The organism is Corynebacterium testudinoris, from assembly GCF_001021045.1.
Classification (GTDB): domain Bacteria; phylum Actinomycetota; class Actinomycetes; order Mycobacteriales; family Mycobacteriaceae; genus Corynebacterium; species Corynebacterium testudinoris.
Genome location: NZ_CP011545.1, coordinates 1,689,616 through 1,713,898 on the forward strand (window position 1 = coordinate 1,689,616; position 24,283 = coordinate 1,713,898).

A 24,283-nucleotide genomic window follows, 5' to 3' on the forward strand; every position below is an offset into this window, starting at 1 on the left:
CGCGAAGGATAGGGGCCGCAACTCGGAGTTTCTAGCGCTCCAGCTTGAGGGTCTTCTGGGTGTAATCCCACAGCTCGTTGAACATCGTCTCATCGTCGATGAGCTTGGTGCCGTAAGAGGGGATCATCTCGTGCAGCTTCGGGGACCACTCGATGAGGTTCTCGCCGAAGCAACGCTCGAGGAGCTCAACCATGGCAGCCGGGGCGATGGAGGCACCCGGGGACGCACCGAGGAGACCTGCGATGGAACCGTCGATGGAGTTGACCAAGGCGGTACCGAACTCGAGGGAACCGAAACGCGGGGCGGCGGTCGGCTTGATCACCTGGACGCGCTGACCGGCAATGACGGTCTCCCAATCCTCAGCATTAGCGGAGGGGACGTAGTCGCGCAGATCGACGAGGCGATCCTCGAAGTTCTTCAACACCTCGGTGACCAGGTACTTGGTCAGCGCGAACTCGGAAGCGGCGACACCGAGGTAGGAGGGGATGTTGTCCGGGCGGATCGACTTGAACAGGTCGAGGTAGGAACCCTTCTTGAGGAACTTCGGGGTCCACCCACCGTAAGGGCCGAACAGCAGGCCCTTCTCACCATCAATGACACGGGTATCCAGGTGCGGGACGGACATCGGCGGGGCGCCGACCTTGGCCTTGCCGTACACCTTGGCGGAATGCTGCTCGATGAGCTCGTCGTTGGTGCAGCGCAGCCACATACCGGAGACCGGGAAGCCAGCGTAGCCGCGGACCTCAGGCACGCCAGCCTTGCGCAGCAGGTCGAGGGCGTAACCGCCGGCGCCGACGAAGACGAACTTCGCCTTGACCACGAAGACGTCACCGGTGTGAACGTTTTTAACGGTGATCTTCCACTTGTTGCCCTCGCGCTTGAGGTTGCGAACCTCCTGGCCGTAACGGACCTCGGTGCCAGAGGCCTTGGCGGCGGTGAGGAACTGCTTGGTCAGCGCACCGAAGTTGACGTCGGTGCCGATATCGGTACCCGAGTACGCCACCTTCTCAGCGCCGAAGTCCCGGCCCTGGGACATGACGGGGAGGCGCTCGGCGAACTTCGCGTCATCCTCCACAAACTCCATACCGGGGAACAAAATGTTGCTGGAGAGGGCGTCGTAGCGGCGGCGCAGGTAATCAATCTGCTCCTCGCCCTGACCGAAGGCGAGGTGCGGGACCGGGTTGATGAACTCAGTCGGATCCCCCAGCACGCCATTGTCAATCTGGTGGGACCAGAACTGACGGGAAACCTGGAACTTCTCGTTGATGTCGACGGCCTTGGAGAGGTCGATCTTGCCGTTCTTCTCCGGGGTGTAGTTGAGCTCGCACAGCGCGGAGTGGCCGGTGCCCGCATTGTTCCACGGGGATGAAGACTCCTGGGCGGGTCCGTCGAGCCGCTCGAAAATGATCTGCGACCAGCTGGGCTCCAGTTCGCGGAGCATGGCGCCGAGAGTGGCGCTCATAATGCCAGCACCGACGAGGGCGATATCGACCTCGTCGGTGACCTGTGCGGAGTTCTTATTATCGGTGGACACCTTGTTGTACCTCATTCATCGTCGAAGCGGTGGGCGCTGCTTTGTCTCTGCCTCAACAAAGCAACTGGGTCAGGCGTGATCGGCATCGGCGCTGCATCCTGACCCCTATTGCCCATTATCCGGTGCCATTCAACCTTACGCCTTCACATATCGGGGGTGGGCACTACTCCCATTTTCGATGTGACAATTGGCGAATCTCCACCCCCTGACCCCTCCCCCGACGTGGCTGGACAAGAGGTCATATCCTAGACGGCATGACTGTTGCAGAAACCTGGCACGACGACATCCTCGGCCCTGGATTCCAGGCGCTCGACATCCCTTTGGGCCCCGACCCGGAAGGGGAAGGCGAAGTGCAGGCGACGCTGGTGCGCTACCTGCCTGAAGGCCTCGACGCGGCCGATGACGAGTGGACCGGCAGAAGTGCGGTGATGTGGGTGCCCGGCATGACGGATTATTTCTTCCACAGCCACGTGGCCAAGGACCTGCATGAGGCGGGTATCGCCGTGTACGCCGTGGACCTGCGCAAGATTGGTCGCGCTCGGATGGAAGGCCAGCGATGGCACTTCAGCCTCGACTTTGCCCACTACTTCCCTGACCTCACCGCGGCGCTGGATATTATTACGGAAACCCACCCCGACGTGACCCCCATCGCGCATTCCACCGGCGGGCTCATCGCCCCCTTGTGGGCGGATCACTTGGCGCGCAACGATAGCGCACGCCACGCCAAGCTCAAGGGCATCGTGTTAAACAGCCCGTGGCTAGACATGCAGTACCCGCGCCCGCTGGTGCGGATCGGTCGGCCGATCATCAACGTCGCAGGCAGGCTGCTGCCGAACCTGGAGGTTCCCGGCGGCAACCTCGGTACCTACGGAGTGTCCTTGCACAAAGACCACTTCGGGGAATGGGACTTTGACACCGAGCTCAAGCCGGTCGGTGGGCACCGCAAGTATCTCGGCTGGTTGCGGGAGGTGCTGCGCCGCCAGAAGCAGGTGCAGGAGGGTGAGGTAGACGTGGCGGTGCCGGTGCTCACCTTGTGTTCGACTCACTCGCTCCTCGGGGCTGGGTACTCCCCCGCCTCGAATTCCGCTGACACCGTCCTCGACATCGAGCAGATTAAGCGGTGGGCGCCGGAACTGGGCGAGAACGTGACGGTCCGGCCGATTGAAGGGGCCCGGCACGATGTTTTCCTCTCCACACCCACTCCCCTCGCGGAGGCGCTGGACGTGACTAAGGGTTGGCTTCGAAAGCTCTAAGAAGCGCTAAGATGCGTGCATGACCCATTTCGACCTCATCATTATCGGCACCGGCTCCGGTAACTCCATCCCGGGACCAGAATTCAACGACAAGTCGATCGCCATCGTCGAAGAGGGTACCTTCGGTGGCACCTGCCTCAACGTCGGCTGTATCCCCACCAAAATGTATGTTTATGCTGCGGATACCGCCTTTGATACCAAGCATGCCGCAGACCTTGGCATCAACGCCCAGGTCAACTCCGTTGACTGGCCGGCGATTGTGGACCGGATTTTTGTCCAGCGCATCGATCCGATTGCTGCCGGCGGTGAGGCGTACCGCCGCGGCCCAGAGACCCCGAACATCACCGTCTATAGTGGCCACGCCACCTTTGTCGGCGAGCGGACGATCCAGGTCGGCGCCGACACGATCAGCGCCGATGAGATCGTCATTGCTACCGGATCCCGCCCGCAGGTCCCCACCGTCTTCCGCGAGTCGGGTGCGCGCTACTACACCAATGAAGACATCATGCGCCTGCCTGAGCAGCCACAGTCGATCGTCATCATCGGTGGCGGCTTCATCGCCATGGAGTTTGCGCATGTCTTTGACGCTTTGGGCACGCACGTCACCCTCGTCCCGCGCACCACGCTCATGCGCACGCTCGACGCGGATCTGACCTCCCGGGTCAACGCCATTGCCGCCGAGCGCTTCGATGTCCGCTATGGCCGCACGGTCAGCGCTGTCACCGAAGGCGCTGAGGGCGTGACCGTCACCCTCGATGACTCCTCGACGGTGACCGCCGACGTCGTCCTCGTCGCCACCGGTCGCGTCCCCAACGGCGATCGCCTCGACCTCGCCGCCGGGGGCATCGAGATGCTTGCCGACGGCCGCGTTGCGGTCGATGAGTTCGGCCGCTCCACCACCGCCCCCGGCGTGTGGGCATTGGGCGATGCGTCCTCCCCCTACATGCTCAAGCACGTCGCCAACGCCGAGATGCGCGCGGTGCGCCACAACCTCATTCACCCCGAGGATCTCAAGGCCATGCCGCACACCAATGTGCCGTCCGCGGTGTTCACCCACCCGCAGATCGCCACCGTCGGGTTGACGGAGCAGCAGGCCATCGATGCCGGATACGACATCACGGTAAAGATCCAGAATTACGGCGACGTCGCTTACGGCTGGGCCATGGATGACCACACGGGCATTTGTAAGCTCATCGCCGACAAGCAGACCGGACGGCTGCTGGGCGCCCACTACCTCGGCGCCCAGGCAGCCACCCTTATCCAGCAGATGATCACGGTCATGGCCTTCGACCTCGATGTCCGTGAGGTGGCTACCCAGCAGTACTGGATCCACCCCGCCCTGCCGGAGCTGACCGAGAACGCGCTGCTGGGGCTGGAATTCTAACTGATAGCTAGTCCGCCAGCGTCAGGATCTCATTGCCATCGGCGGTGATGACGATGGTGTGCTCGAACTGGGCGGTGAAACGACGATCGTTGTTTTGCACCGTCCAGTCGTTGTCCCAAATGGTGTAATCCAGGCCGCCCAGGTTGATCATCGGCTCCACGGTCAAGGTCATGCCCGGCTCGAGGATGTCGCGGTAGACGGTGGAATCGTAGTGCAACACCACGAGTCCGTTGTGGAAGGTGGGGCCCACGCCGTGGCCGGTGAAGTCGCGGACGACGTTGTAGCCGAAGCGGTTGGCATAGGACTCGATGACTCGGCCAATGACGTTGATCTCGCGGCCGGGCTTGGCGGCCTTGATGCCGCGCATCATCGCTTCCTTGGTGCGCTCGACGAGCAGGCGGTGTTCCTCAGAGACATTGCCGGCGAGGAACGTCGCGTTGGTGTCGCCGTGGACGCCATTTTTGAAGGCGGTGACGTCGATGTTGACGATGTCGCCGTCTTCGATCACCGTGCTGTCGGGGATACCGTGGCAGACGATCTCATTCATCGAGGTGCACGAGGACTTGGGAAAGCCCCGGTAGCCCAGCGTCGAGGGGTAGGCACCGTGATCGGCCATGTACTCGTGGGCGATGCGGTCCAGGTCGTCGGTGGTATTGCCCGGGACTACGGCCTCCCCCGCCACCTTGAGGGCATTCGCGGCGATCTTGGATGCCTCGCGCATCGCCTCAATGACCTCGGGCGTCTGGACGAAGGGCTCGCCGATGTTTTCTTGGACGTCGTCCTTCCACACGTATTCGGGGCGGGCGATGTCGTCCGGGACGGTGCGGATCGGGGAAATTTTACCTTGAGTCAGGGGTGCGCGAGTAGACATAGGGGTCATCGTAGTCCGGGCTCGGCCCGATAGCCGTCGAGGGTCCGGAAGAAGTGATCGGTGATGGCCACGGAGATTTCCGAACCACCGCCCAGGACCACGAGGGTGGCGAAGGCAATGTCGTCGTCGCGGTAGCCTGCGAACCACGCGTGCGAACCCTCGTTGATTTCGGCCTCGCCGGTCTTGCCGTAGATTTCACCGCCGGCTTGCATGCCGCGGGCAGTGCCGGAGGTGACCACTGAGCGCATCATCCGTTGCACTTGGCTGATGGCACCGGGGTCGGGGGGCGGGAGGTGCTCGCTGACGTCGGTATCGTGGCCGTCGATAAGCACGGGGACCGGGGTGTCGCCGCGGGCGGCAGTGGCGGCGACCAACGCCAGGCCGAAGGGGCTGGCCAGGTCGAGGCCCTGGCCGTAGCCGGCTTCGGTGCGCTCGAGCGGGGTCTCGCCCTCGGGGACGGAGCCGGTGACGGTGCCCAGGCCGGGGATATCGTAGTCAACCCCGAGGCCGAATTGTTTCGCCGTGTGCTTGAGCTGGCCGGGTTCGAGCTTGGTGGAAATATCGGCGAAGGTGGTGTTGCAGGAGCTGGCGAAGGCGCGTTCGAGGGGGACATTGCCGAGGGCGAACATGTTGTAGTTGACCACCTGACGGCCGTAGATATCCATGCTGCCGGGGCAGGGCACGATGGTGTCGGCGCTGAGGCCGTCGTCTTGGATTCCGGCGGCGGCGGTGATGATCTTGAACACGGAGCCGGGCGGGAATTGGCCAGACAGCGCGAGGTCACCGGCCTCGTCGGCTTTCTTTGTCTGCGCGACGGCGAGGACCTGGCCCGTCGAGGGGCGGATGGCAACAATCATCGCCTGAGATTCGGGGCGTAAGTTCACCGCATCTTGGGCGGCGCGTTGAATGTTGTAATCCAGTCCCACGCGCACAGCCGGGGCGGGGGCGGCGGCGTGGTATTCAAGGTCGTCGATCGTCGCACCGTACTGGTTCACGGCGGTGACTTTCCAGCCGTTGGCCCCATCAAGCTCATCACCAATAATGGTGGACACGCGCGACATGATGTCGGGGGCGAAACCCGGATCAACCGTCACCATCGCGGCCTCTTCGTTGATGATGATGCCCTCGACGTTGTCCAACCGGTCGCGCACAATGGGGCCGACCGTCGAATCCAGCATCATCACCGAATACTTGCCCTGTGCCCCATCGAGGCGGCTGGCCAGGGCTGACGCATCCACCGGGGTCTGCGGTTCGGTGGCGTTGACGGCGCTGGCAATCTGGGCGGCCAGGGGCCGCACATCGCTCACCGCATCGGTGTCCACGAGCACGCGGTAGGCCACACCGGGTTGCAAAATATCCGCCCCATCAGAGCTGACCACGCTCGCCTTCACCGCGGGCACCGGACGCAATTCCAAATGCTGGTTCGCGCCCAACCGCGGATGGAGAATCGTGGGCTGCCAGCGGACGGTCCACTCCTCCCCCGCCTTGGTCAACGTGAGGGATGTGTCATAGCTCAGGGTGCGTTCGCGCGGAAGCTGCCATTCCAAGGTGTACCGCGCGGTGGCGAGGTTGTCCTGGGCATCAACTTCGTTGAGCGTGGCCGTGAGTCCCTCGGCCTGCAGCCCATCAAAGGTCGTGGTGATGATATCCGTGGCAGTGGAGGGGACATCGACCAATTCAGAGAGCTTATCGACGTCCCGGTGGGACAGCGCCTGGAGGAAATCCTCCGCCGTGGGCTCGGCGGAGGGAGGCTTGGGCGTGCATGCGGCCAGCCCGAACACCAATGTCGTGGCCAGGAAGGCCGCGGTCGCCCTTTTCATGTCCTACCGGGTGACCTTGACCTCTACCCGAGTGCCTTCGACCTCTTCGAGACCTTGCTCTTCGGCCAGTCGCATGGCTTCTTCGATGAGAGTTTCCACGATCTTCGATTCCGGCACCGTCTTGATAACTTCGCCCTTGACAAAGATCTGGCCCTTGCCGTTGCCCGAGGCGACACCGAGGTCGGCGTCGCGAGCCTCACCCGGGCCATTAACCACACAGCCCATCACAGCGACGCGCAGCGGGAATTCCATGCCCTCCAGCCCGGCGGTGACCTCCTCGGCGAGGGTGTACACGTCGACCTGAGCGCGGCCACAGGACGGGCAAGAGACGATCTCCAGCTTGCGGGGGCGCAGGTTCATCGACTGCAGAATCTGGTCGCCGACCTTGATCTCCTCCACCGGGTCCGCCGAGAGGGACACGCGAATGGTGTCGCCGATCCCCTGAGACAGCAGCGCACCAAACGCGACCGAGGATTTGATGGTGCCCTGGAACGCAGGGCCGGCCTCGGTGACGCCAAGGTGCAAGGGGTAATCAGATTGCGCGGCCAGCTGGCGGTAGGCCTCCACCATGATGACCGGGTCATTGTGCTTCACCGAGATCTTGATATCGCCGAAGCCGTGCTCCTCGAACAGGCTGGCCTCCCAGAGAGCGGATTCGACCAGGGCCTCCGGGGTGGCCTTGCCGTACTTTTCCATGAGCCGCTTGTCCAAGGAACCGGCATTGACGCCGATGCGAATCGGGATGCCGGCGTCGCCCGCGGCCTTGGCCACCTCTTTGACGCGGCCATCGAATTCCTTGATGTTGCCCGGGTTGACGCGCACGGCCGCACACCCCGCGTCGATGGCGGCGAAAATGTACTTCGGCTGGAAGTGGATATCCGCGATGACCGGGATCGGCGACTTCTTCGCGATAATCGGCAGCGCTTCCGCGTCAATCGTCTTCGGGCACGCCACGCGCACAATGTCACACCCCGAGGCCGTGAGCTGCGCGATCTGCTGCAAGGTGGCGTTGATGTCGTGGGTCTTCGTGGTCGTCATGGACTGCACCGAGATCGGGTAGTCAGATCCCACGCCCACATTGCCCACCATCAACTGGCGAGTCTTTCGACGAGGCGCCAGGGTGGGCGGCGGAGCATCCGGGATACCGAGTCCAATGGAAGTCGACACTGTTAGAGATTCTCCTGACAATTCATGCTGGATGTAGTTCGTCCCAACTCTACCCCGCTCATCCAAACATCCGTACCGGGTTGACCACGTCCGCCACGATGACGATGACACCAATGGTCAACAGCGTCGCCGCCATGGCGTAGGTGATGGGCATGAGCTTTTCGTAGTTCGCGGGTCCGCCCGGGGCCAGCCCGCGGGCGCGGCGGAACAGGTCGCGGATCTTCTCGTACAACACCACCGCAATGTGTCCGCCGTCGAGCGGCGGGAGCGGCACCAAGTTAAACAGGGCCAGGAAGAAGTTGAGCGAGGCGAGCATGAGCCAGAAAATGTCCCACAGGGAGCGTTCTGCCAGCTCGCCGCCCACCCGCGAGGCGCCGACAACGCTCATGGGACCTTCTTGGTCGCGTTCGCCGCCGAAGATCGAGGCAACGACGCCGGGGATCTTGGCTGGGAAGGACGCCAGGCCACGGACGGTGCCGTCGAGCAGCCGCCACGTGAATTCTCCAGTGGCGCCGATGGCCTCGACGGGCCCATAAGTCTTGATGGCATCCGCAATCGGGGCGCTCGTGACACCGATGGCTCCCGCCTCGACCCCGCCGCGCAGGACGGTGGGCACGTCGATGGTGATCTCCCTGGGGCTGCCATTGCGCTCCACCGACAAGGTGACGGTCTGCCCGGGCATGGTGAGAATCGTGTCGCGGACCTGCGTAAACGCCTGTACTTCTTGGCCGTTGAGGGCGACGATGCGGTCACCGACCTCCAGGCCAGCTTTCTCAGCGGGTCCCGGGCCGGTGCAGGGGGCGAGGGTGGTGTCAGAGACCTGATCAGAAACACACGACAGCTCCCCGACCAGCGGCCGGGTATCAGCGTGCGGGTTGGGGATTCCGCTGGTCACGGCCACCCCATAGATGACGATGAACCCAATGATGAGGTTGGTGATCACGCCGCCGGAGAGCACGATGACCCGCTGCCACCACGGCTTAGTCACCATGGCGTGCGGAGCTTCCTCCGGCGTCACTGGATCCTGCGCCGTCATCCCCGCAATGTCACAGAAACCACCAAAAGGCAGAGCGGCGAAACCGTAGGTGGTCTGCCCAATTTTTTTCGACCAAATCGTCGGCCCAAATCCGATGAAGAACCGGCGCACGCGCATGCCGAAGGCCCGCGCGGTGAGCATGTGCCCCGCCTCATGCAGCGCGATCGTCACCGCGATGCCCAGCGCAAAAAGAAAAACGCCCAGGAAATACGAAACCACGAGACTCCTTATAAAGCCGACGAGAGCTTATCGACGATCGCGTTGGCCCGCCTACGGGCCTCCCCTTCTACTTCGAGGATGTCATCGACCGTTGACGGTACACCGTCAGCAAAGCTCGCCGCGCCCGCCAGCACCTCCGCCACCGCATCCACGATATTTGGGAAGCGAATGCGCCCGGCGAGGAAAGCCGCGGCGGCCTCCTCATTGGCGGCGTTGTAGACGGCCGGGAACGTTCCCCGTCGCGTGGCGACGTCCCGCGCCAGCTGGACCGCGGGGAACGCGGCGTCGTCAAGCGGCTCAAAGCTCCACGAATGCGCCTGCGCAAAATCGAGCGCCGGCTGCGCCCCCGCAACGCGATGGGGCCAATGCAGTGCGTGGGCGATGGGCAGCTTCATCGACGGCGGAGATGCCTGCGCGATAGTGCCACCATCCACGAACGTGACGGCGGAATGAACGATCGATTGGGGATGCACCGTGACGTCGATACGCTCGGAGGGCATGTTAAACAGCAACGTCGCCTCAATGAGCTCGAGCCCCTTGTTCACCAACGTCGCAGAATTCAACGTATTCATCTGCCCCATCGACCACGTCGGATGCGCCGCCGCCTGCTGAGGCGTCACATCCCACATCTGCTCCCGAGTCCAACCACGGAACGGACCCCCGCTAGCAGTAAGAACCAAACGCGCGACCTCCTCACTGCTCCCCGACCGCAGACACTGCGCCATCGCCGAATGCTCCGAATCAACCGGAACAATCTGCCCCGGCTTCGCCAAACCCATCACCAGGTCACCGCCAGCCACAAGGGACTCCTTATTAGCCAAGGCCAACGTGGAACCCAACTCAATCGTGGCCAACGTCGACGCCAACCCCAAAGAACCAACGAGAGCATTGAGCACCGTATCAGCCGGAACATCACGAACCAGCTGCTCCGCCTCCCGCACCACCGGCCCACCAAGCTCCCGCGCCACCATCTCCGCGGCCTGCGGCTGCGCAACGCACACCTGCTGCGGACCCAACTTCAACGCCCGAGCCTGAGCAATCACCAACGCCGGATCCGAACCCCCCGCAGCGATACCCACCACCGTGAACAACTCGGGATTATCCGCAATAACCTCCAAAGCCTGGGTACCAATAGAACCCGTAGAACCGAGAATGAGGACGCGCTTAGGCTGCTGGGGCTGCTGGGGAGTAGTCACACCACCTATTGTTTCACCCCACGGGGGCAACCCCACGAACGACCCCACCACTGCTGGGGGTGTTTTCTCGCGACAGGCGGGCGAGTATGCAAAGATATTGGACAAGTACCTGAGAAAAGTTCAGCATGCCGAGGTTGAGGCATGCTCTTGAGAAGGAGAAGGAACGTGGCTGCTTCCCACGAGATCGTGCCTGAGGTTCACAAGGGAACCTCCACCCTGGATGTGCCGTCCGCGGCCCTCGGTTGGAGCGAGCTCAGCCGCACCACCGTGCAGGTATCCGGTTGGGTATCCGTGGGCATCCTGCTTGCCTACAACTTCGGTAACCACACCGGCCACGTCGAGACGATCTGGCTGCTGGTCATCGCCGCCGTCATCGCCCTCGGCCTGCTCATCCACCTCTTCGAGCCGAACCTCTCCCAGGTCCGCACCATCACCGGCCACAACAAGCCAGCCAACCACGTCGAGCCCGACTGGGACTACGACCAGGCCACCCTGTCCGGCAGCTACGCTCAGCTCTCCGACTCGGAGCTGCGTGCGCTCAACATCGATCCTTCCCGCGTCGCTCACCTGCGTCAGGTCGAAAAAGCCTAATCCGCTGGAATCGAGATCGCCCGCCGAGATTGTTCTCAGCGGGCGATTTTTTCGTTTCCCGGTAACGGGGTTAATTCTAGGCGTTGCTTTGTATCGTGTGATCCCGACTTCTAGCTGCTGATGCGGCGGACGTCCTGGGCTTTTTCGCCGACTCCGGACTGAAATCGCGTTCCGGTCGCGATCAGCCCGTCGCGATCACGACTCCTCCCGACATCTAGCCCCAACCGCGCCAACCGTCCTGGGCTTTTGCGGAAAGCCAGAGCCGAAATCGCGTTCCGGTCGCGATCAGCCCGTCGCGATCACGACTCCTCCCGACATCTAGCCAAAATCGCGCCAGCCATCCTGGGCTTTTGCGGAAAGCCCCCGCCGAAATCGCGTTCCGGTCGCGACCAGCCCGTCGCGATCACGACTCCTCCCGACATCTAGCCCCAACCGCGCCAACCGTCCTGGGCTTTTACGGACAGCCCGAGCCGAAATCGTCTTCCGGTCGCGATCAGCCCGTCGCGATCACCACTCCTCCCGACATCCAGCGCCAACCGCGCTAATCGTCCTGGGCTTTTGCGGACAGCCCCCGCCGAAATCGCGTTCCGGTCGCGATCAGCCCGTCGCGATCACGACTCCTCCCGACATCTAGCCCCAACCGCGCCAACCGTCCTGGGCTTTTACGGACAGCCCGAGCCGAAATCGTCTTCCGGTCGCGACCAGCCCGTCGCGATCACCACTCCTCCCGATATCTAGCCCCAACCGCGCCAACCGTCCTGGGCTTTTGCGGAAAGCCCAAGCCGAAATCGTCTTCCGGTCGCGATCAGCCCGTCGCGATCAGTACCCAAGACCCAAACCCTTACTTCACTGTGCGGCGAACCTTGTCGAAGATCTCGGGCAGATTCGCGCGCACTCGTTTCACTGACAGTGCCGCCGACCCGATCCAGAGGGCGACGGGCAAACCGATAGCAAGGATCGCGCCCAGTGCGGGGTTGACCAGGTAGAGAATGAGGCCGCCGGGGAGAGAGGGGATCCAGCCGATGAGCAGGATGCCGAAGACGCCGAGGAACGCCGCCGCAGAATAGCCCGACTTGTCGTTCCAGGGATTCGTCCCCGGAGGGGAGGTGGGATAGGGGTTGAAGGTGGAGAGAAAGAGCGAGATCGCCGAGCCGGAGATGAGTAGTCCGATGGACAGTACTGCGATTTTCCACTCACCGAGGGAGATCGCGCCGATGACGAGGACCAGCTGAAGGAGGGACAGCGGGGTCATGGAGGCGGCGTGGCGGGCGATGACGAGGGTGCGGGCGTCAACGCCGGTGGTGATGTGCGTCCAGGTCGACGGGCCGTCGTAGCCGAAGTCATTGACCGCCATCATGGAGGCGCTCAGTGAGGCGACGACGATACCCATGGTGAGGAGGAACGTGTCGCCTCGGAACCCCTGGTAGAGGAAGAAGACGACGAACACTGGCATGGTGACCAGGGAGGCGAGGAGTCGGGAGTCGCGGCGGATATACCGCATCGCCCGGGAGTAGACATACGCCCAAGGCTGTTCGGGGAGTCCAGGGAGCAGGATCGTTCCCTTGGTCTTCGCGGTGGCTTCCCGAGTGCCACTCTGGTCGAGGGGTGCGTCCATTTGGCCGGCAATTTGGCGGGTCCACAGCCAACTGCCACCGACCAAGGTCACGGCCGCAATGCACAGCTGCGCGAGGGCAGCAAGCCAATTGCCCGCGGCAGCGGACACCACCGCACCGGGTGCAGCTGCCAACGGCGTCCAGGCCAGCACGGATCCCAAGAGGTCAAGCCGAATCACGTCCGGGCTCATGGTGTTGAGCATGTTGAAGCCCAGGATGAGGGCGATCATGAGGAACGAGCCGTAGACGTTGGCGCGATCCTGCTTGAGGCGCCCTCCTCCGCCACCTAAGGCCAGCAGGATGCGGGAGAGCATGATGGTGGTCAGTGCTGCGAGGACCATGGCGAGGATCCACGGAACCGCCCACACAACAGGGAGAATGATGGCGCCAAAGATCGCGGTGGCGAGGCTGCAGATGATGACGAGGATACCTCGGGAGGAGACCAGAGCGGAGAGTGCGAAGCCTGGGACAACCTGCCGTGCTGTGAGCGGGAGCGAGGCCAGGGAGGACGGTCGGATGGCATCATCACCCGCTGCGAGAACGAGGGAGGCGGCCAAGAAGGCAACGGTGCCCACGGCGGTGATGCCTGCTAGCCCAGTCCATTGTCCTAGGGAAAAGAGGAACATCGAGGCCATGCCGATGACCGCGTAGACATACAGCAGCACGGTCATGATGGTCCCGGAGCGATTGGCTTCGGCATTCCGGCGACGCAGGGTGCGCTGGAGACGGAAAATCAGTTGGGTCATGAGCGGTTCAACCAATCGAAGGAGCCCTCCTGCAGGGCAGCACCGCCCACTTCGTCGATGAAGACATCGACGAGGCTGCGTCCCTGGCGGATCTCGTCCACGTGACCGGACACGGCGACCTGACCGTGGTTGATGATCGCGACGTGATCGCACAGGCCCTCCACCAGCTCCATGACGTGCGAGGAGAGGATGACGGTGCCGCCGCGGGCAGCGAAACTGCGCAGGATCTCCTGGATGAGGCGGCCCGAGACGGGGTCCACGGCTTCGAGGGGTTCGTCGAGGATGAGCACTTCCGGCCCGTGGAGCAGGGCCCCGGCCAGTAGGATCTTTTTTGTCATGCCGGCGGAGTAGTCGACGATGTACTTGTTGCCGGCCTCGGCGAGGCCGAGGGCGTCGAGAAGCTCGGTGGAGCGTTCCTTGACCTGGACCGGATCCATTCCACGCAGGCCGCCGAGGTAGCTGAGGTATTCCGGGCCGGAGAGTCGGTCGAAGACGGCGATGCCATCGACGAGCAGGCCCATGGCTTGCTTGGCGGGCAGCGGATCGGTCCAGACGTTGTGTCCGCAGATGAAAACCTCGCCGGCCGTCGGGCGTGCCAAACCGGCCGCCATGGTGATCATCGTTGTTTTACCGGCGCCGTTCGGGCCGACGATGCCGTAAATCGAGCCACGTGGGATCTCGAGGGTGAGGCGGTCGACGGCGACGGTAGTGCCGAAACGTTTGGTCAGATCACGAGCGAGGAGTGCCGAAGTCATGCATTCGAGATTAGGCGAGCTACTTCTCTTCTGCAGCAAGCTGGCCGCATGCCGCGGCGATTTCTTGGCCCTTAGTATCGCGAACCGTACAGGTCACACCTTGGGCGATGACGCGGCGAACGAATTCGTCCTGGCGCTCCCGCGGCGAGGCATCCCACTTCGAGCCTGGCGTCGGGTTGAGCGGGATGAGGTTGACGTGCACCTTTGGGCCGAGCGCCTTGTGCAGCTTCTTGCCCAACAAGTCCGCGCGCCAGCCTTGATCGTTGATGTCGCGGATGAGCGCGTATTCGATGGACACGCGACGGCCAGACTTGTCGGCGTAGTAGCGGGCCGCGTCCAAGACCTCGTCGACCGAGAAGCGATTGTTGATGGGCACGAGAGTGTCGCGCAGTTCATCGTCCGGCGTATGCAGCGAGACCGCCAGGGTGACAGACATATCTTCGTCGGCGAGCTTGCGAATGGCCGGGGCCAGCCCCACCGTGGACACGACGACGTTGCGCTGAGAGATGCCGAAGCCCCGCGGTGAGGGCTCCGTGATCTGCCGAACAGCCGACACGACGCGCTTGTAGTTGGCCATCGGCTCACCCATGCCCATGAAGACGATGTTGCTCAGGCGCGAACCCTCCGCCTCCATCGTCGCGGCCGCGGCGCGTACCTGGTCGACGATCTCGCCGGTGGAGAGATTGCGGTCGAGCCCGCCCTGGCCAGTCGCGCAGAATGGACACGCCATGCCGCAACCGGCCTGCGAGGAAATGCACAGTGTCGCGCGACCTGGGTAGCGCATGAGCACCGACTCGAGCAGCGTGCCATCGTTGAGGCGCCACAACGACTTCGTCGTGTCGCCTTCATCGGTTTCGATGCTGCGCACCGGTGTGAGCAGGGTGGGAAACATCTGCTTGGCGACGTCCGCGCGAGCCTGCTCCGGCAGGTCCGTCATCGTCGAGGGGTCGGCTTCAAAGCGGCCGTAGTAGTGGCGGGCGATCTGATCGGCGCGGAATTTAGGCAGGCCAAGGTCCTTGAGCTGCTCGATGCGCTGCTCAGGGGTGAGATCGGCAAAGTGGGTCGGCGGCATCCCGCGCTTGGGCGCGGAAAACTGGAGAGCAATCGGTTCAGCCATAATGTCTCCCATTCTCGCATGCCACGGCGGGTGTTACCGAATTGTTGACATGCCACGGGCTCGTTATTGTTGGCAAAACATGCGCGCTACGCGTTGAATACTAACTATGACTTCTCCGAACCCGCCGCGCGATGACTTCGACGATCTACCAGCCGTGCAGAACGAACCGCTGCCCCAGCACTTGGATGAGAACCGAGATGTCTACGCAGAAGAAACCACCGCTGCCGACGCCACGGCGATAGAGACAGTCCCGGCCCCCGGCCACGCGCCTAAGCAGAAGGTGAAGAGTTCCCTGGCCGGGAGCACGTGGGCCGCGCTCATCATCGGTGCCTTGTTGCTCATTCTGCTGCTCGTGTTCATTCTGCAAAACCAGCAGGCTGTGGAGCTCAACCTCTTCGCGTGGAGCTTTAGCTTCCCCGCGGGCATCGGCTATTTGTTCTCCGCCATCACCGGCGCGCTCATCATGGCCCTCGTCGGTGGCGTGCGCATGCTGGAACTGCGCCGACAGTTGAAGAAGCGCAGCTAGCGGCCGGTTAGGCCACCAGCACTCCCAGCACCAGCCACGTCACCATCGCCGAGGGAAGCATCCCGTCGAGGCGATCCATGAGTCCGCCGTGGCCGGGCAACAGGGTGGACATGTCCTTGATGCCCAGTTCGCGCTTGAACTGGGATTCCACCAAGTCACCCAGCGTCGCACAGCAGACGAGGCCCACGCCCATGATGGCGCCCATCCACCACTCGTGGCCCAAGAGAAAATGCACGGTGAGGGCGCCGGTGACCGTGCCAAAAATGACGGAACCGGCGAAGCCCTCCCACGACTTCTTCGGGCTGACGGCGGGTGCCATGGGATGGGAGCCGAACATGACCCCGGCGATGAATCCGCCGGTGTCGGACGCAATGACGCACAGCATGAAGGTGATGATGTACGCCCAGCCCGGCACGCCATCGGCAGAAAATAGCGAGAGCATCGCCGCGAAAGAGGCGAACAGTGGGATCCAGGTAAGCACGAAAATCGCCACCGCGACATCGCGGAGGTAGTGCTGCGGCGGAGTGTTGCGGCCGTGGTAGAACAGCCGACCAAACATCATGACCAAGACGGCGGTGACGTACGCGGCCACGAGGCCCTTTGTTTCGAAGGGCCACGACAACCACACCATGGCCTGGCCCAAAATGATCATGGTCAGTCGGGGCAGATGGTAGGAGTGCTCGCGGAGGCGGGTGACCACCTCCCACGTGGCCACGGCGACGGCCGCCGCGACGAGCGGGTACCAGCCCTTCGGCCCCAGCCACACGGCAATGAGGACGAGGGCACCAAGGAACAAACTGACACCAATGGCGGCCGGTAGATTTCGGCCAGCGGAGTTCTTCGGCTTAATCAGCCGCTGGTCTCCCACCGGGAGCCTCCTGGAGTGGTTTCGGGAACGAGGGAACAGACGGATAAACGAACGGAGGCTAGACCTCCATCAGCTCGGCTTCCTTCTTGGTCACCACTTCATCGATCTGCTCGACGTAGGTCTTGGTGACTTTGTCCAGTTCCTTCTCGGCTGCCTGCACTTCGTCCTCGCCAGCGTCGCCGTCCTTTTGCAGCTTCTTCAGCTGCTCCATCCCCTTGCGGCGGATGTTGCGGATGGCGATCTTGCCGTCCTCGCCCTTGGCCTTGGCCACCTTCACCAGGTCACGGCGGCGTTCCTCCGTCAGCTGAGGAATGGTGACGCGCAGGACCTGACCATCGTTGGTCGGGTTGACACCCAGGTCGGAGTTGCGGATAGCGTTTTCGATAGCGCCCATCGACGACATCTCGTAGGGCTTGATCAGCAGCATCCGCGGTTCCGGGACGGAGATGGAAGCCATCTGGGTAATCGGGGTGGGAACGCCGTAATACTCAGCGATCACACCGTTAAACATGGCCGGGTTGGCGCGGCCGGTGCGAATGGTCATCAAGTCTTCGCGGGTGTGCTCGACGGAGTTGGTCATGCGGTCCTCGGACTCGAGGAGAATGTCATCGATCATCTGCATGGCACCTTTCTAAGTAGTTTTGTCTGCATTAACCTACCAGCTCAGGCCCTTAGGACTTGACCAGCGTCCCGATCTGCTCGCCCGCGACCGCCCGGGCGATGTTGCCCTCGGTGAGCAGGTTGAACACCAAAATCGGCATGTCATTGTCCATGCAGAGGGAGAACGCCGTGGCATCGGCGACCTTGAGACCCTTTTCAATGACCTCGCGCGGGGAGATCTCGTGGAACAGTTCCGCCTCGGGGTTGGTGCGCGGGTCATCGGAGTACACACCGTCGACTCCCTTGGCCAGGAAGAGGACATCGCAGCCGATTTCCAGGGCACGCTGGGCGGCGGTGGTGTCCGTGGAGAAGTACGGCATGCCCATGCCCGCACCGAAGATGACCACGCGGCCCTTTTCCAGGTGGCGCTCGGCGCGAAGCGGGAGGTAGGGTTCTGCGACCTGGGCCATGTTGATGGCGGTCTGCACGCGACAATCGACGCCCTGCTGCTGCAGGAAATCCTGCAGGGCCAGGCAGTTCATGACCGTGCCCAGCATGCCCATGTAGTCCGAGCGAGCGCGGTCCATGCCGCGTTGTTGCAGCTGGGCGCCACGGAAGAAGTTGCCGCCACCGATAACAACAGCGATTTCGGCGCCGGTGCGGGCGACCTCAGCGATCTGGCGGGCGACGTTTTCCACCACGTCCGGATCAATTCCAACGTTGCCACCTCCGAACATCTCACCCCCCAGCTTCAGCATCACTCGTTTGAAGCCTTGACTCCGGGGGCTGTCAGCGGTGGTCACCGTTAGATCTCCTTGTGGGTCGGTGTAACAGATTGAATCCATCCTACATTCTCCCACGGTCAGTCTTGCGCCCCGAGATTCGCCTAAAGTCGATACCAATGGAACAACAGCGTCGCTCAGCAGCAGCGCCGGTCACTGTCCTGTCGATCGCGGATGAGGAACGCCCGGCCTTGACGGTTCCGGGTGCCATTAACTTCGGGCCGGGCAACCGTCCCGATCTTGTGCTCTCAGCCGGCGACCTTGATTTCGCTTACGTCGCCGCCGTTGCGGAGGCCTTTGGGGTGCCGTGCGTCATGGTCCCCGGCAACCATGATCCTTCGCTGGAGGGTTTCCGGCTCTCCCCCATCGGTTGGTTGCGCGACGGGCGTCACTGCGCCTGGCCGGGACCCGAGGGCGCGTTCCCCGCTGATCGGGACATCGTCGAGGTCGCGGGCCTGCGGATCGCTGGTTTGGGCGGGTGCGCCCGCTACAATTCCGGCCCGAATCAGTGGTCAGACGGGCAGGCCCTGCGCCGGGCCCGAAGGGTCCTGAAAAAGGCACATCGTAGCCCCGTCGACATTCTGCTCACCCATGCCTCGGGCGAGGCGGGGGCCGGTGATGATGCTGTCCACCGGGCGATGCCCGGCGTCGATAAGCTTGTCGACGCCCTGCGTCCAGCCATGCACGTCCACGGACACGTCCACCCGCACGGCGCCCGGCGAAGTGTGTCGCGGCGCGAGTGGACTACCGGGGGCACTCTCATTGTTAATACGGTGGGATGGACGCTGACGCGCATCCAGCGCGATCCCCATCCCCGCGCAGATCTTATTTTGGAAGGACGCTGACCATGGCAGACACCGGTTTCCCCGACGCCGACGCACAAGCCGATTTCTCGCGCGCCCGCCGCCGCGCCCTCTTCCACAAGGCGGTGGCCCGGCTCCGCCTCCAGCCCGACGACATCACGCAGGTCTTGCCGTATGACGAGGTGGTCGCGGCACTCGGCGAGGTCGGCCACCGCGAACTCGGCCTCATCGACGTACCCATCGAGGCGATCGTCGGTTCCGTGGATCGCACCGGGCAATTCGACCGCAGCTTCCGCCCCACCACCTCGCTGTCGCGGGAGCGCTGGGCTCGACTCAATGCCGCCCAGCGGCGGGGCGAGACCGTTCCCCCAGTGTCGCTGCGCAAGGTCGGTGGCATGTACTTCGTCGTCGACGGCCACCACCGGGTCTCCGTAGCGTGCGACCGGGGAGCCCCCACGATCGAGGCCTACGTCACCGAGATTCTCACGCAGGTCGACGCCGAGGGCATCCAGTCCAACCGGGACTTGGTGCTCAAGGATCACCGGCGAATTTTCCTCTCGCGCGTCCCGCTGCCCGCCGACCAGGCCGCCACGATCACGCTGTCCAACCCGTGGAAATACGCCCAACTCGCCGAAAACGTCGAGGCCTGGGGTTTCCGTATCATGCAGGCCGAGCGGGAATTCCTGCCCCGTGAGGAGATAGCCAACCGCTGGTACACCACCGAATTCCAGCCCGTCGTCGACGCCGCCCGGGCCATCGGCCTGGCACCCAACCACACCGACGCGGAGCTGTACCTGTGGATCGCCGCGGAGCGCTACCGGCTCATCCGCCGCCACGAATGGTCAGACGAAGTCTTTGAGCAGGTACGCGACACCGGCCGCGAACCGGAGTGATATCCGTTAAGCGGCCGGTGGGGTCTGACAGCTAGCGGCCCAGGTTGTCCCCGGTCTCTGCGTCAAAGACCGTCACCTTCGCGGGATCAAACCACAGAGTGAGCTTTTCGCCGCGGCGAGCGGGAGATTCCGCAGACAGTCGGGCGACCATGGAGCCCGTGTCTGCCTCGCCCAAACCGGCATCAAGCGCGGCAGCGGAGGTGATGACGCCAGCGCTTTCGCCTCCACCCAGTTGGGGTGAGCGGAAGTGCGCGAACTTGTCCGACCCCATCGACTCGAGGACCTCGACATCGACGTCGACAAGCACGCCCTTGCTGCGTTGATCCACATCAACCAGGGACGCATCCTCGAATGCCTCGGGCCGCACGCCGACGATGACGCGGCGGTCGTTGGTTCCACCGAGCGCGGACGCGAGCTCGTCGACCAGCGGGATGTCGCCCAGGCCGGTGGAGACGACGCCGGCGTTGAGCTGGCCGGGGGTGAAGTTCATCGACGGGGAGCCAATGAAACCGGCGATAAACAGGTTCCGCGGGTGATCGTAGAGCTCCTGCGGTTCGCCGACTTGCTGGATGACACCCTTCTTCATCACCACGACGCGGTCACCCAAGGTCATCGCCTCGGTCTGGTCATGCGTGACGTACACGGTGGTGACGCCCAGCTGATCCTGCAGCCGCGAAATCTCCGCGCGCATCTGGACGCGCAGCTTGGCGTCCAAGTTGGACAGCGGCTCGTCCATGAGGAACACCTTCGGCCGGCGCACGATGGCGCGACCCATGGCCACGCGCTGGCGCTGGCCGCCCGACAGGTTGGACGGTTTGCGATCCAGGTACGGGTCCAGGTCGAGGATGCGAGCGGCTTCCGCGACCTTCTCATCGATCTCCTTCTGCGGCGTCTTCGCCAGCTTGAGGGGGAATTCGATGTTCTCTCGCACGGTCATGTGCGGGTACAGCGCGTAGGACTGGAACACCATCGCGATGTCACGATCCTTGGGTGCCACGTCGTTGACGCGGGTGCCGCCGATGAGGAGGTCACCGTCGGAGATGTCCTCCAGTCCGGCGATCATGTTCAGGGCGGTGGACTTTCCGGAACCCGAGGGACCGACGAGGATGATGAACTCGCCGTCTTTGATGTGCAGGTTCGCTTTGTCCACGCCGACCGAGCCATCGGGAAACAGCTTGGTCAGGTTCTTGAGTTCGATTTCAGCCATGATGGTGCTATCCCTTCACTGCGCCGGAGGTCAGGCCGGCCACGATGCGGCGTTGGAAAATGACGACGAAGATGATGATCGGGATGGTGATGACGATCGCCGCCGCGGCGATCGAACCCGTCGGCTCTTCGAACTGGGACGAACCCGTGAAGTTGGCCATGGCGGCCGGGGCGGTGCGCGCCGCTTCCGTCGATGTCAACGACACCGCCAGGAGGAAGTCATTCCAGGCGAAAATGAACACCAGGATCGCCGCGGTGACGATGCCCGGCACCGCCAAGGGGGCGACAACCAAGCGGAAGGCCTGGAGAGGTGTCGCGCCATCCATCTGCGCCGCCTTCTCCAGCTCCCAGGGGATTTCACGGAAGAATGAGGAGAGGATGAAAATTGCCATGGGCAGCGCGAACGTGATGTACGGCAGGATCAGGCCGAGCCAGGTATCGAACAGGCCAACCTTGCGTTCAATGTCGAACAGCGGGCTGACCAGCGAGACCTGAGGGAACATCGCGATGAGCAGCGAAACTCCCAAGATCAGCGACTTGCCGGGGAACGTCAATCGGGCGATGGCGTAGGCGGCCATGGTGCCAACGATGACGGCGATCAGCGTGGTGATGATGCCAATGCCAATCGAGTTGATGAGGGCTCGGGTGAACTCCGAGGTGGAGAAGATGCCCTTGTAATTGTCCAACGTCCACTCACGGGGAATGAAGTGCCCGTCGTGGAGCGTCGAGGTGGTTTTGAAAGACAGGGACGCGATCCACGCCACTGGCACGAGCGCATACAGGACAACGAGGACGAGGGCGATGGTCCACAGCGCCTTTTCTTTACTGGTTCCTTGTTTCATGGCTGTTTACCCCTTCCCATTGCCCGGTGCCGAGGCGCCGAGACCCTTGACGAAGATGAATGCGATCACGGCGACGCACAAGAAGATCAGGACCGAGATCGCTGAGCCGATACCCAGGTTGAATGCTTTGAACAGGTTGTTGTAACCCAAGATCGACACTGAGCCGGTACCGTTGTTACCCCTCGTCAGGATGTAGATGTTGTCGAAGACGCGGAAGGCGTCGAGGGTGCAGAACAACAGGGCAACAACGATCGATGGCTTCATCAGCGGCAGCGTCACCTTAAACAGGCGCTGCCAGAATCCGGCACCATCGAGGGAGGCGGCCTTGAGCACGTCATCGGGCACGAGGGCCAGTCCGGCGAGCAGCAGCAAAGCCATGAATGGCGTGGTCTTCCAGACCTCGGCCAAAATGATGATGAAGATCGACGGCCACTGTTCCGTCAACGGTGCCGATCCGTCGGGAAGCAAATTAGCCAGGTAGCCCGTGCCGGGCGTCCACGCGTAATTCCACGAGTAGGCGGCAGCGACGGTGACAATGCCGTAGGGCACCAGGACGACGGTGCGGATGATCCCGCGGCCAAACATCGCCCGGTGCATCACCATCGCGATGGCCAGGCCAAGCACGAGCTCGAAGGCCACGGACACCACGGTGATGACAACCGTCACCCACAGCGACTCCCACCAGTAGCCCGAGGACAAAACGGCCACATAGTTGTCGAAGCCGACGAATTCCCGATCAGCCGGGAAACGCAGGTCATAGCGCTGCATCGACAGCCACACGGCGTAGATGATGGGATAGGCCGTCACCGCGAGCATGAGGATGACAGCGGGTGCCACCAGCATCATTCCCAGGCGTCGCTCGGCCTTACGTCCGTCGGAATACTTGTGCTTGACGACGGCCGCGGGTTCCTTCTTCGTTTCCATTGTTTCGGTTTGTTGCTCGCTCATCACGGCACCAACCCTTCAGAATTAATGGCCCGCCCGATTTCCTTCTCCAGCTCGGGGACGAGTGAATCCGGATCGATGTCGGCCGGTGGACTCAGCCGCGACGCGAGCAAAATGGATACCGACTGGTACGCCGGCGAGGCGGGGCGCAGCGCCACAGAGACGGTGCGTTCGGCCGGCAGGAGGCTTTGCTCCTCCGGACCAAGGTCAGCAGGATCGAGAGTATTTAGTGATTCGAAGATCTCCCGGTAGAACGGGTACTCCTCGATGAATTCGGGCGTGGCCTCCGTGTAGATGCTGGTCAGCGTCGGCGGCAGACCACCCGTGAGTGCGTTGTGCCGCTGGTTTTCCTCGTTGCGCAGGCATTCAATCGCCTCGAAGGCGAGATCCTGATGCTTCGAGGTCGACGGAACAGCGATGTTGAGGCCGCCGATGGTTGCCCGTGACGGCTGCCCCTTATCCATGCCCGGGTACACCGTCCATCCGAGGTCGTCGAACGCTTCCTTCGCCGCGGCGTCGCCGCCCTCAGCCTTCTCCTTCAGGCCTGCATAGACGAAGGGGTAGTTGACCTGGGCGAACGCAGCCCCGCGGTCGAAGGCCAGGCGGGCCATGTTTTCGTCGAGTTGCGACGTCGACGGATCGGCGCCCTTGGCGGTGGCGACAGCCTTCATGGCCTCCAGTGCCCGCTGTGCGGCGTCACCCTGGTTGATGGTGGCTTCGCGACCAGACTCGTCGACGATGGTGCCACCGGCCGCTTCCAACATCGAGTTGAACCAGACCACGATGCCCTCATATTGCGCACCTTGGACGCCCATGTAGGACGGCTTGCCTTCATCCGCCAGCGACGCGCCCAGTTCGGCGATCTCCGGCCAGGTGGTCGGCGGTTGTTCCTGCCCGTCGGGCCCCTGCGGCATGAAGGACTTGCGGTACCACATGAGCTGGGTGTTGGTGTTGAGGGGAGCACCGTAGACCTTGTCGTTCCACGTGGCCGTTTCCATCGGGCCGGAGAGCGTGCCCTCCTTCACCCTGTCGGCGACATCACTGGGGAATTCGACGGCCCACCCGGCTTCGGCGAACTCCGCCGTCCACGTGACGTCCATGCCCATGATGTCGAAGGAGTCATCGCCACCAACAATGCGGCGGGCCAGCTGCAGACGCTGATCATCGGTCTGCTTGGCGGACACGCTGTAGTTGATGACGTAGCGGCCATTGGCCTGATCGGTGCACTTTTCCGCCGCCGCGCTGTACTGATCCACACCATCGGCGGGGCCCATGAACTGCAATACCGTGGGGCCGGAGTCATCGGTGGCGCAGGCCACCAGCGCCGGGGAAGCGACTGTGAGAGCCGCCAGAAGCGCGGCGGTCTTTTTCTTCCAATCGGTTCGCGGGCGGAGCGATGGGCCCCGCCTTTCTGAATCTCCTGTGGGAGATCGTCCTTGCGAAGCCATCATCATTCCATCAGCTCCTTGAGTGGATGTTGAACTTCCTGTCCTAAATGTACGACGTAAATTCACTT

General features: G+C 63.0%; 22 protein-coding genes. 6 read left to right on the forward strand and 16 right to left on the reverse strand.

From position 1 onward, the window contains the following. Nucleotides 1-31: 31 nt before the first annotated feature. Nucleotides 32-1,534: a malate dehydrogenase (quinone) gene (gene mqo, locus CTEST_RS08105; RefSeq protein ID WP_269082317.1), complete on the reverse strand. Its 1,503-nt coding sequence runs from the start codon at nt 1,532-1,534 to the stop codon at nt 32-34. Nucleotides 1,535-1,788: 254 nt separating this feature from the next. Here mqo and CTEST_RS08110 point away from each other — a divergent pair, with 254 nt between their 5' ends. Together CTEST_RS08110 and mtr are read left to right on the forward strand one after the other, a co-directional pair. Next, complete coding sequence (locus tag CTEST_RS08110) at nt 1,789-2,787, forward strand: alpha/beta fold hydrolase (RefSeq protein ID WP_047253315.1); 999 nt, start codon at nt 1,789-1,791, stop codon at nt 2,785-2,787. Nucleotides 2,788-2,806: 19 nt separating this feature from the next. Further along, on the forward strand, nt 2,807-4,171 hold the full coding sequence (mtr, locus tag CTEST_RS08115) for a mycothione reductase (RefSeq protein WP_047253316.1): 1,365 nt from the start codon (nt 2,807-2,809) through the stop codon (nt 4,169-4,171). Nucleotides 4,172-4,178: 7 nt separating this feature from the next. Here the strand turns inward: mtr and map are convergent, their stop codons facing one another. The 5 genes from map to dxr are packed head-to-tail and all read right to left on the reverse strand — an operon-like array spanning nt 4,179 to nt 10,480. Then, nucleotides 4,179-5,042, reverse strand: a complete 864-nt coding sequence (gene map, locus CTEST_RS08120) for a type I methionyl aminopeptidase (RefSeq protein ID WP_047253317.1) — start codon at nt 5,040-5,042, stop codon at nt 4,179-4,181. Between the two features lie 5 nt (nt 5,043-5,047). After that, on the reverse strand, nt 5,048-6,862 hold the full coding sequence (locus CTEST_RS08125; protein WP_047253318.1) for a penicillin-binding transpeptidase domain-containing protein: 1,815 nt from the start codon (nt 6,860-6,862) through the stop codon (nt 5,048-5,050). A gap of 3 nt (nt 6,863-6,865) precedes the next feature. Then, the gene (ispG, locus tag CTEST_RS08130; RefSeq protein WP_047253319.1) at nt 6,866-8,029 is read right to left on the reverse strand and encodes a flavodoxin-dependent (E)-4-hydroxy-3-methylbut-2-enyl-diphosphate synthase; all 1,164 of its coding nucleotides are present in this window, start codon (nt 8,027-8,029) and stop codon (nt 6,866-6,868) included. Nucleotides 8,030-8,087: 58 nt separating this feature from the next. Further along, entirely contained in the window at nt 8,088-9,284 is a 1,197-nt protein-coding gene (locus CTEST_RS08135; RefSeq protein WP_047253320.1) for a M50 family metallopeptidase, read from the reverse strand. An 8-nt stretch (nt 9,285-9,292) separates the two neighbouring features. Then, entirely contained in the window at nt 9,293-10,480 is a 1,188-nt protein-coding gene (dxr, locus tag CTEST_RS08140; protein ID WP_047253321.1) for a 1-deoxy-D-xylulose-5-phosphate reductoisomerase, read from the reverse strand. 141 nt (nt 10,481-10,621) lie between these two features. Here dxr and CTEST_RS08145 point away from each other — a divergent pair, with 141 nt between their 5' ends. Continuing rightward, nucleotides 10,622-11,071 carry a DUF2631 domain-containing protein gene (locus CTEST_RS08145; RefSeq protein WP_047253322.1) on the forward strand — a complete coding sequence of 150 codons (450 nt, stop codon included), beginning with the start codon at nt 10,622-10,624 and terminating at the stop codon, nt 11,069-11,071. Between the two features lie 841 nt (nt 11,072-11,912). Here CTEST_RS08145 and CTEST_RS08150 read toward each other — a convergent pair. From CTEST_RS08150 to rlmN, 3 genes are read right to left on the reverse strand one after another with little or no spacing between them, the layout of a single operon-like run. Then, nucleotides 11,913-13,430: a hypothetical protein gene (locus tag CTEST_RS08150; protein ID WP_052844338.1), complete on the reverse strand. Its 1,518-nt coding sequence runs from the start codon at nt 13,428-13,430 to the stop codon at nt 11,913-11,915. Beyond that, complete coding sequence (locus CTEST_RS08155) at nt 13,427-14,185, reverse strand: ABC transporter ATP-binding protein (protein ID WP_047253323.1); 759 nt, start codon at nt 14,183-14,185, stop codon at nt 13,427-13,429. The genes CTEST_RS08150 and CTEST_RS08155 overlap by 4 nt, the downstream gene beginning before the upstream one ends. Before the next feature lie 19 nt (nt 14,186-14,204). Next, nucleotides 14,205-15,302: a 23S rRNA (adenine(2503)-C(2))-methyltransferase RlmN gene (gene rlmN, locus CTEST_RS08160; protein ID WP_047253324.1), complete on the reverse strand. Its 1,098-nt coding sequence runs from the start codon at nt 15,300-15,302 to the stop codon at nt 14,205-14,207. Nucleotides 15,303-15,408: 106 nt separating this feature from the next. Here rlmN and CTEST_RS08165 point away from each other — a divergent pair, with 106 nt between their 5' ends. Continuing rightward, complete coding sequence (locus tag CTEST_RS08165; RefSeq protein ID WP_083985508.1) at nt 15,409-15,828, forward strand: LapA family protein; 420 nt, start codon at nt 15,409-15,411, stop codon at nt 15,826-15,828. Nucleotides 15,829-15,835: 7 nt separating this feature from the next. Here CTEST_RS08165 and CTEST_RS08170 read toward each other — a convergent pair whose 3' ends face one another. The 3 genes from CTEST_RS08170 to pyrH are packed head-to-tail and all read right to left on the reverse strand — an operon-like array spanning nt 15,836 to nt 18,054. Further along, the gene (locus CTEST_RS08170; RefSeq protein ID WP_047253325.1) at nt 15,836-16,696 is read right to left on the reverse strand and encodes a phosphatidate cytidylyltransferase; all 861 of its coding nucleotides are present in this window, start codon (nt 16,694-16,696) and stop codon (nt 15,836-15,838) included. A gap of 58 nt (nt 16,697-16,754) precedes the next feature. Next, nucleotides 16,755-17,312, reverse strand: coding sequence for a ribosome recycling factor (frr, locus tag CTEST_RS08175; RefSeq protein ID WP_047253326.1), 558 nt, complete (start codon nt 17,310-17,312; stop codon nt 16,755-16,757). A gap of 55 nt (nt 17,313-17,367) precedes the next feature. Next, complete coding sequence (pyrH, locus tag CTEST_RS08180; RefSeq protein WP_047254323.1) at nt 17,368-18,054, reverse strand: UMP kinase; 687 nt, start codon at nt 18,052-18,054, stop codon at nt 17,368-17,370. A gap of 143 nt (nt 18,055-18,197) precedes the next feature. On the opposite strand from pyrH, the gene CTEST_RS08185 reads away from it, so the two are divergent. After that, nucleotides 18,198-18,923 (forward strand): metallophosphoesterase family protein, encoded by a 726-nt coding sequence (locus CTEST_RS08185; RefSeq protein WP_047253327.1) that lies wholly within the window; start codon nt 18,198-18,200, stop codon nt 18,921-18,923. Between the two features lie 2 nt (nt 18,924-18,925). Continuing rightward, on the forward strand, nt 18,926-19,774 hold the full coding sequence (locus CTEST_RS08190) for a ParB N-terminal domain-containing protein (protein WP_047253328.1): 849 nt from the start codon (nt 18,926-18,928) through the stop codon (nt 19,772-19,774). Nucleotides 19,775-19,805: 31 nt separating this feature from the next. Here the strand turns inward: CTEST_RS08190 and CTEST_RS08195 are convergent, their stop codons facing one another. The 4 genes from CTEST_RS08195 to CTEST_RS08210 are packed head-to-tail and all read right to left on the reverse strand — an operon-like array spanning nt 19,806 to nt 24,215. Continuing rightward, complete coding sequence (locus CTEST_RS08195; protein ID WP_047253329.1) at nt 19,806-20,981, reverse strand: ABC transporter ATP-binding protein; 1,176 nt, start codon at nt 20,979-20,981, stop codon at nt 19,806-19,808. Between the two features lie 7 nt (nt 20,982-20,988). Continuing rightward, nucleotides 20,989-21,822 (reverse strand): carbohydrate ABC transporter permease, encoded by an 834-nt coding sequence (locus CTEST_RS08200; RefSeq protein WP_047253330.1) that lies wholly within the window; start codon nt 21,820-21,822, stop codon nt 20,989-20,991. Between the two features lie 6 nt (nt 21,823-21,828). Next, nucleotides 21,829-22,746 carry a carbohydrate ABC transporter permease gene (locus CTEST_RS08205; RefSeq protein WP_047254324.1) on the reverse strand — a complete coding sequence of 306 codons (918 nt, stop codon included), beginning with the start codon at nt 22,744-22,746 and terminating at the stop codon, nt 21,829-21,831. A 23-nt stretch (nt 22,747-22,769) separates the two neighbouring features. Continuing rightward, complete coding sequence (locus CTEST_RS08210) at nt 22,770-24,215, reverse strand: extracellular solute-binding protein (RefSeq protein WP_144413317.1); 1,446 nt, start codon at nt 24,213-24,215, stop codon at nt 22,770-22,772. Between the last annotated feature and the right edge of the window lie 68 nt (nt 24,216-24,283).

Bases quoted from the DNA above. Each gene is read 5' to 3' on its own strand.
- map (WP_047253317.1), bottom strand. From the start codon at position 5,042: ATGTCTACTCGCGCACCCCTGACTCAAGGTAAAATTTCCCCGATCCGC.
- CTEST_RS08210 (WP_144413317.1), bottom strand. From the start codon at position 24,215: ATGGCTTCGCAAGGACGATCTCCCACAGGAGATTCAGAAAGGCGGGGC.
- frr (WP_047253326.1), bottom strand. From the start codon at position 17,312: ATGATCGATGACATTCTCCTCGAGTCCGAGGACCGCATGACCAACTCC.
- CTEST_RS08200 (WP_047253330.1), bottom strand. From the start codon at position 21,822: ATGAAACAAGGAACCAGTAAAGAAAAGGCGCTGTGGACCATCGCCCTC.
- CTEST_RS08155 (WP_047253323.1), bottom strand. From the start codon at position 14,185: ATGACTTCGGCACTCCTCGCTCGTGATCTGACCAAACGTTTCGGCACT.
- pyrH (WP_047254323.1), bottom strand. From the start codon at position 18,054: ATGCTGAAGCTGGGGGGTGAGATGTTCGGAGGTGGCAACGTTGGAATT.
- CTEST_RS08150 (WP_052844338.1), bottom strand. From the start codon at position 13,430: ATGACCCAACTGATTTTCCGTCTCCAGCGCACCCTGCGTCGCCGGAAT.
- CTEST_RS08205 (WP_047254324.1), bottom strand. From the start codon at position 22,746: ATGGAAACGAAGAAGGAACCCGCGGCCGTCGTCAAGCACAAGTATTCC.
- CTEST_RS08165 (WP_083985508.1), top strand. From the start codon at position 15,409: ATGACTTCTCCGAACCCGCCGCGCGATGACTTCGACGATCTACCAGCC.
- CTEST_RS08190 (WP_047253328.1), top strand. From the start codon at position 18,926: ATGGCAGACACCGGTTTCCCCGACGCCGACGCACAAGCCGATTTCTCG.
- rlmN (WP_047253324.1), bottom strand. From the start codon at position 15,302: ATGGCTGAACCGATTGCTCTCCAGTTTTCCGCGCCCAAGCGCGGGATG.
- CTEST_RS08110 (WP_047253315.1), top strand. From the start codon at position 1,789: ATGACTGTTGCAGAAACCTGGCACGACGACATCCTCGGCCCTGGATTC.
- CTEST_RS08185 (WP_047253327.1), top strand. From the start codon at position 18,198: ATGGAACAACAGCGTCGCTCAGCAGCAGCGCCGGTCACTGTCCTGTCG.
- CTEST_RS08195 (WP_047253329.1), bottom strand. From the start codon at position 20,981: ATGGCTGAAATCGAACTCAAGAACCTGACCAAGCTGTTTCCCGATGGC.
- CTEST_RS08125 (WP_047253318.1), bottom strand. From the start codon at position 6,862: ATGAAAAGGGCGACCGCGGCCTTCCTGGCCACGACATTGGTGTTCGGG.
- CTEST_RS08145 (WP_047253322.1), top strand. From the start codon at position 10,622: ATGCTCTTGAGAAGGAGAAGGAACGTGGCTGCTTCCCACGAGATCGTG.
- mtr (WP_047253316.1), top strand. From the start codon at position 2,807: ATGACCCATTTCGACCTCATCATTATCGGCACCGGCTCCGGTAACTCC.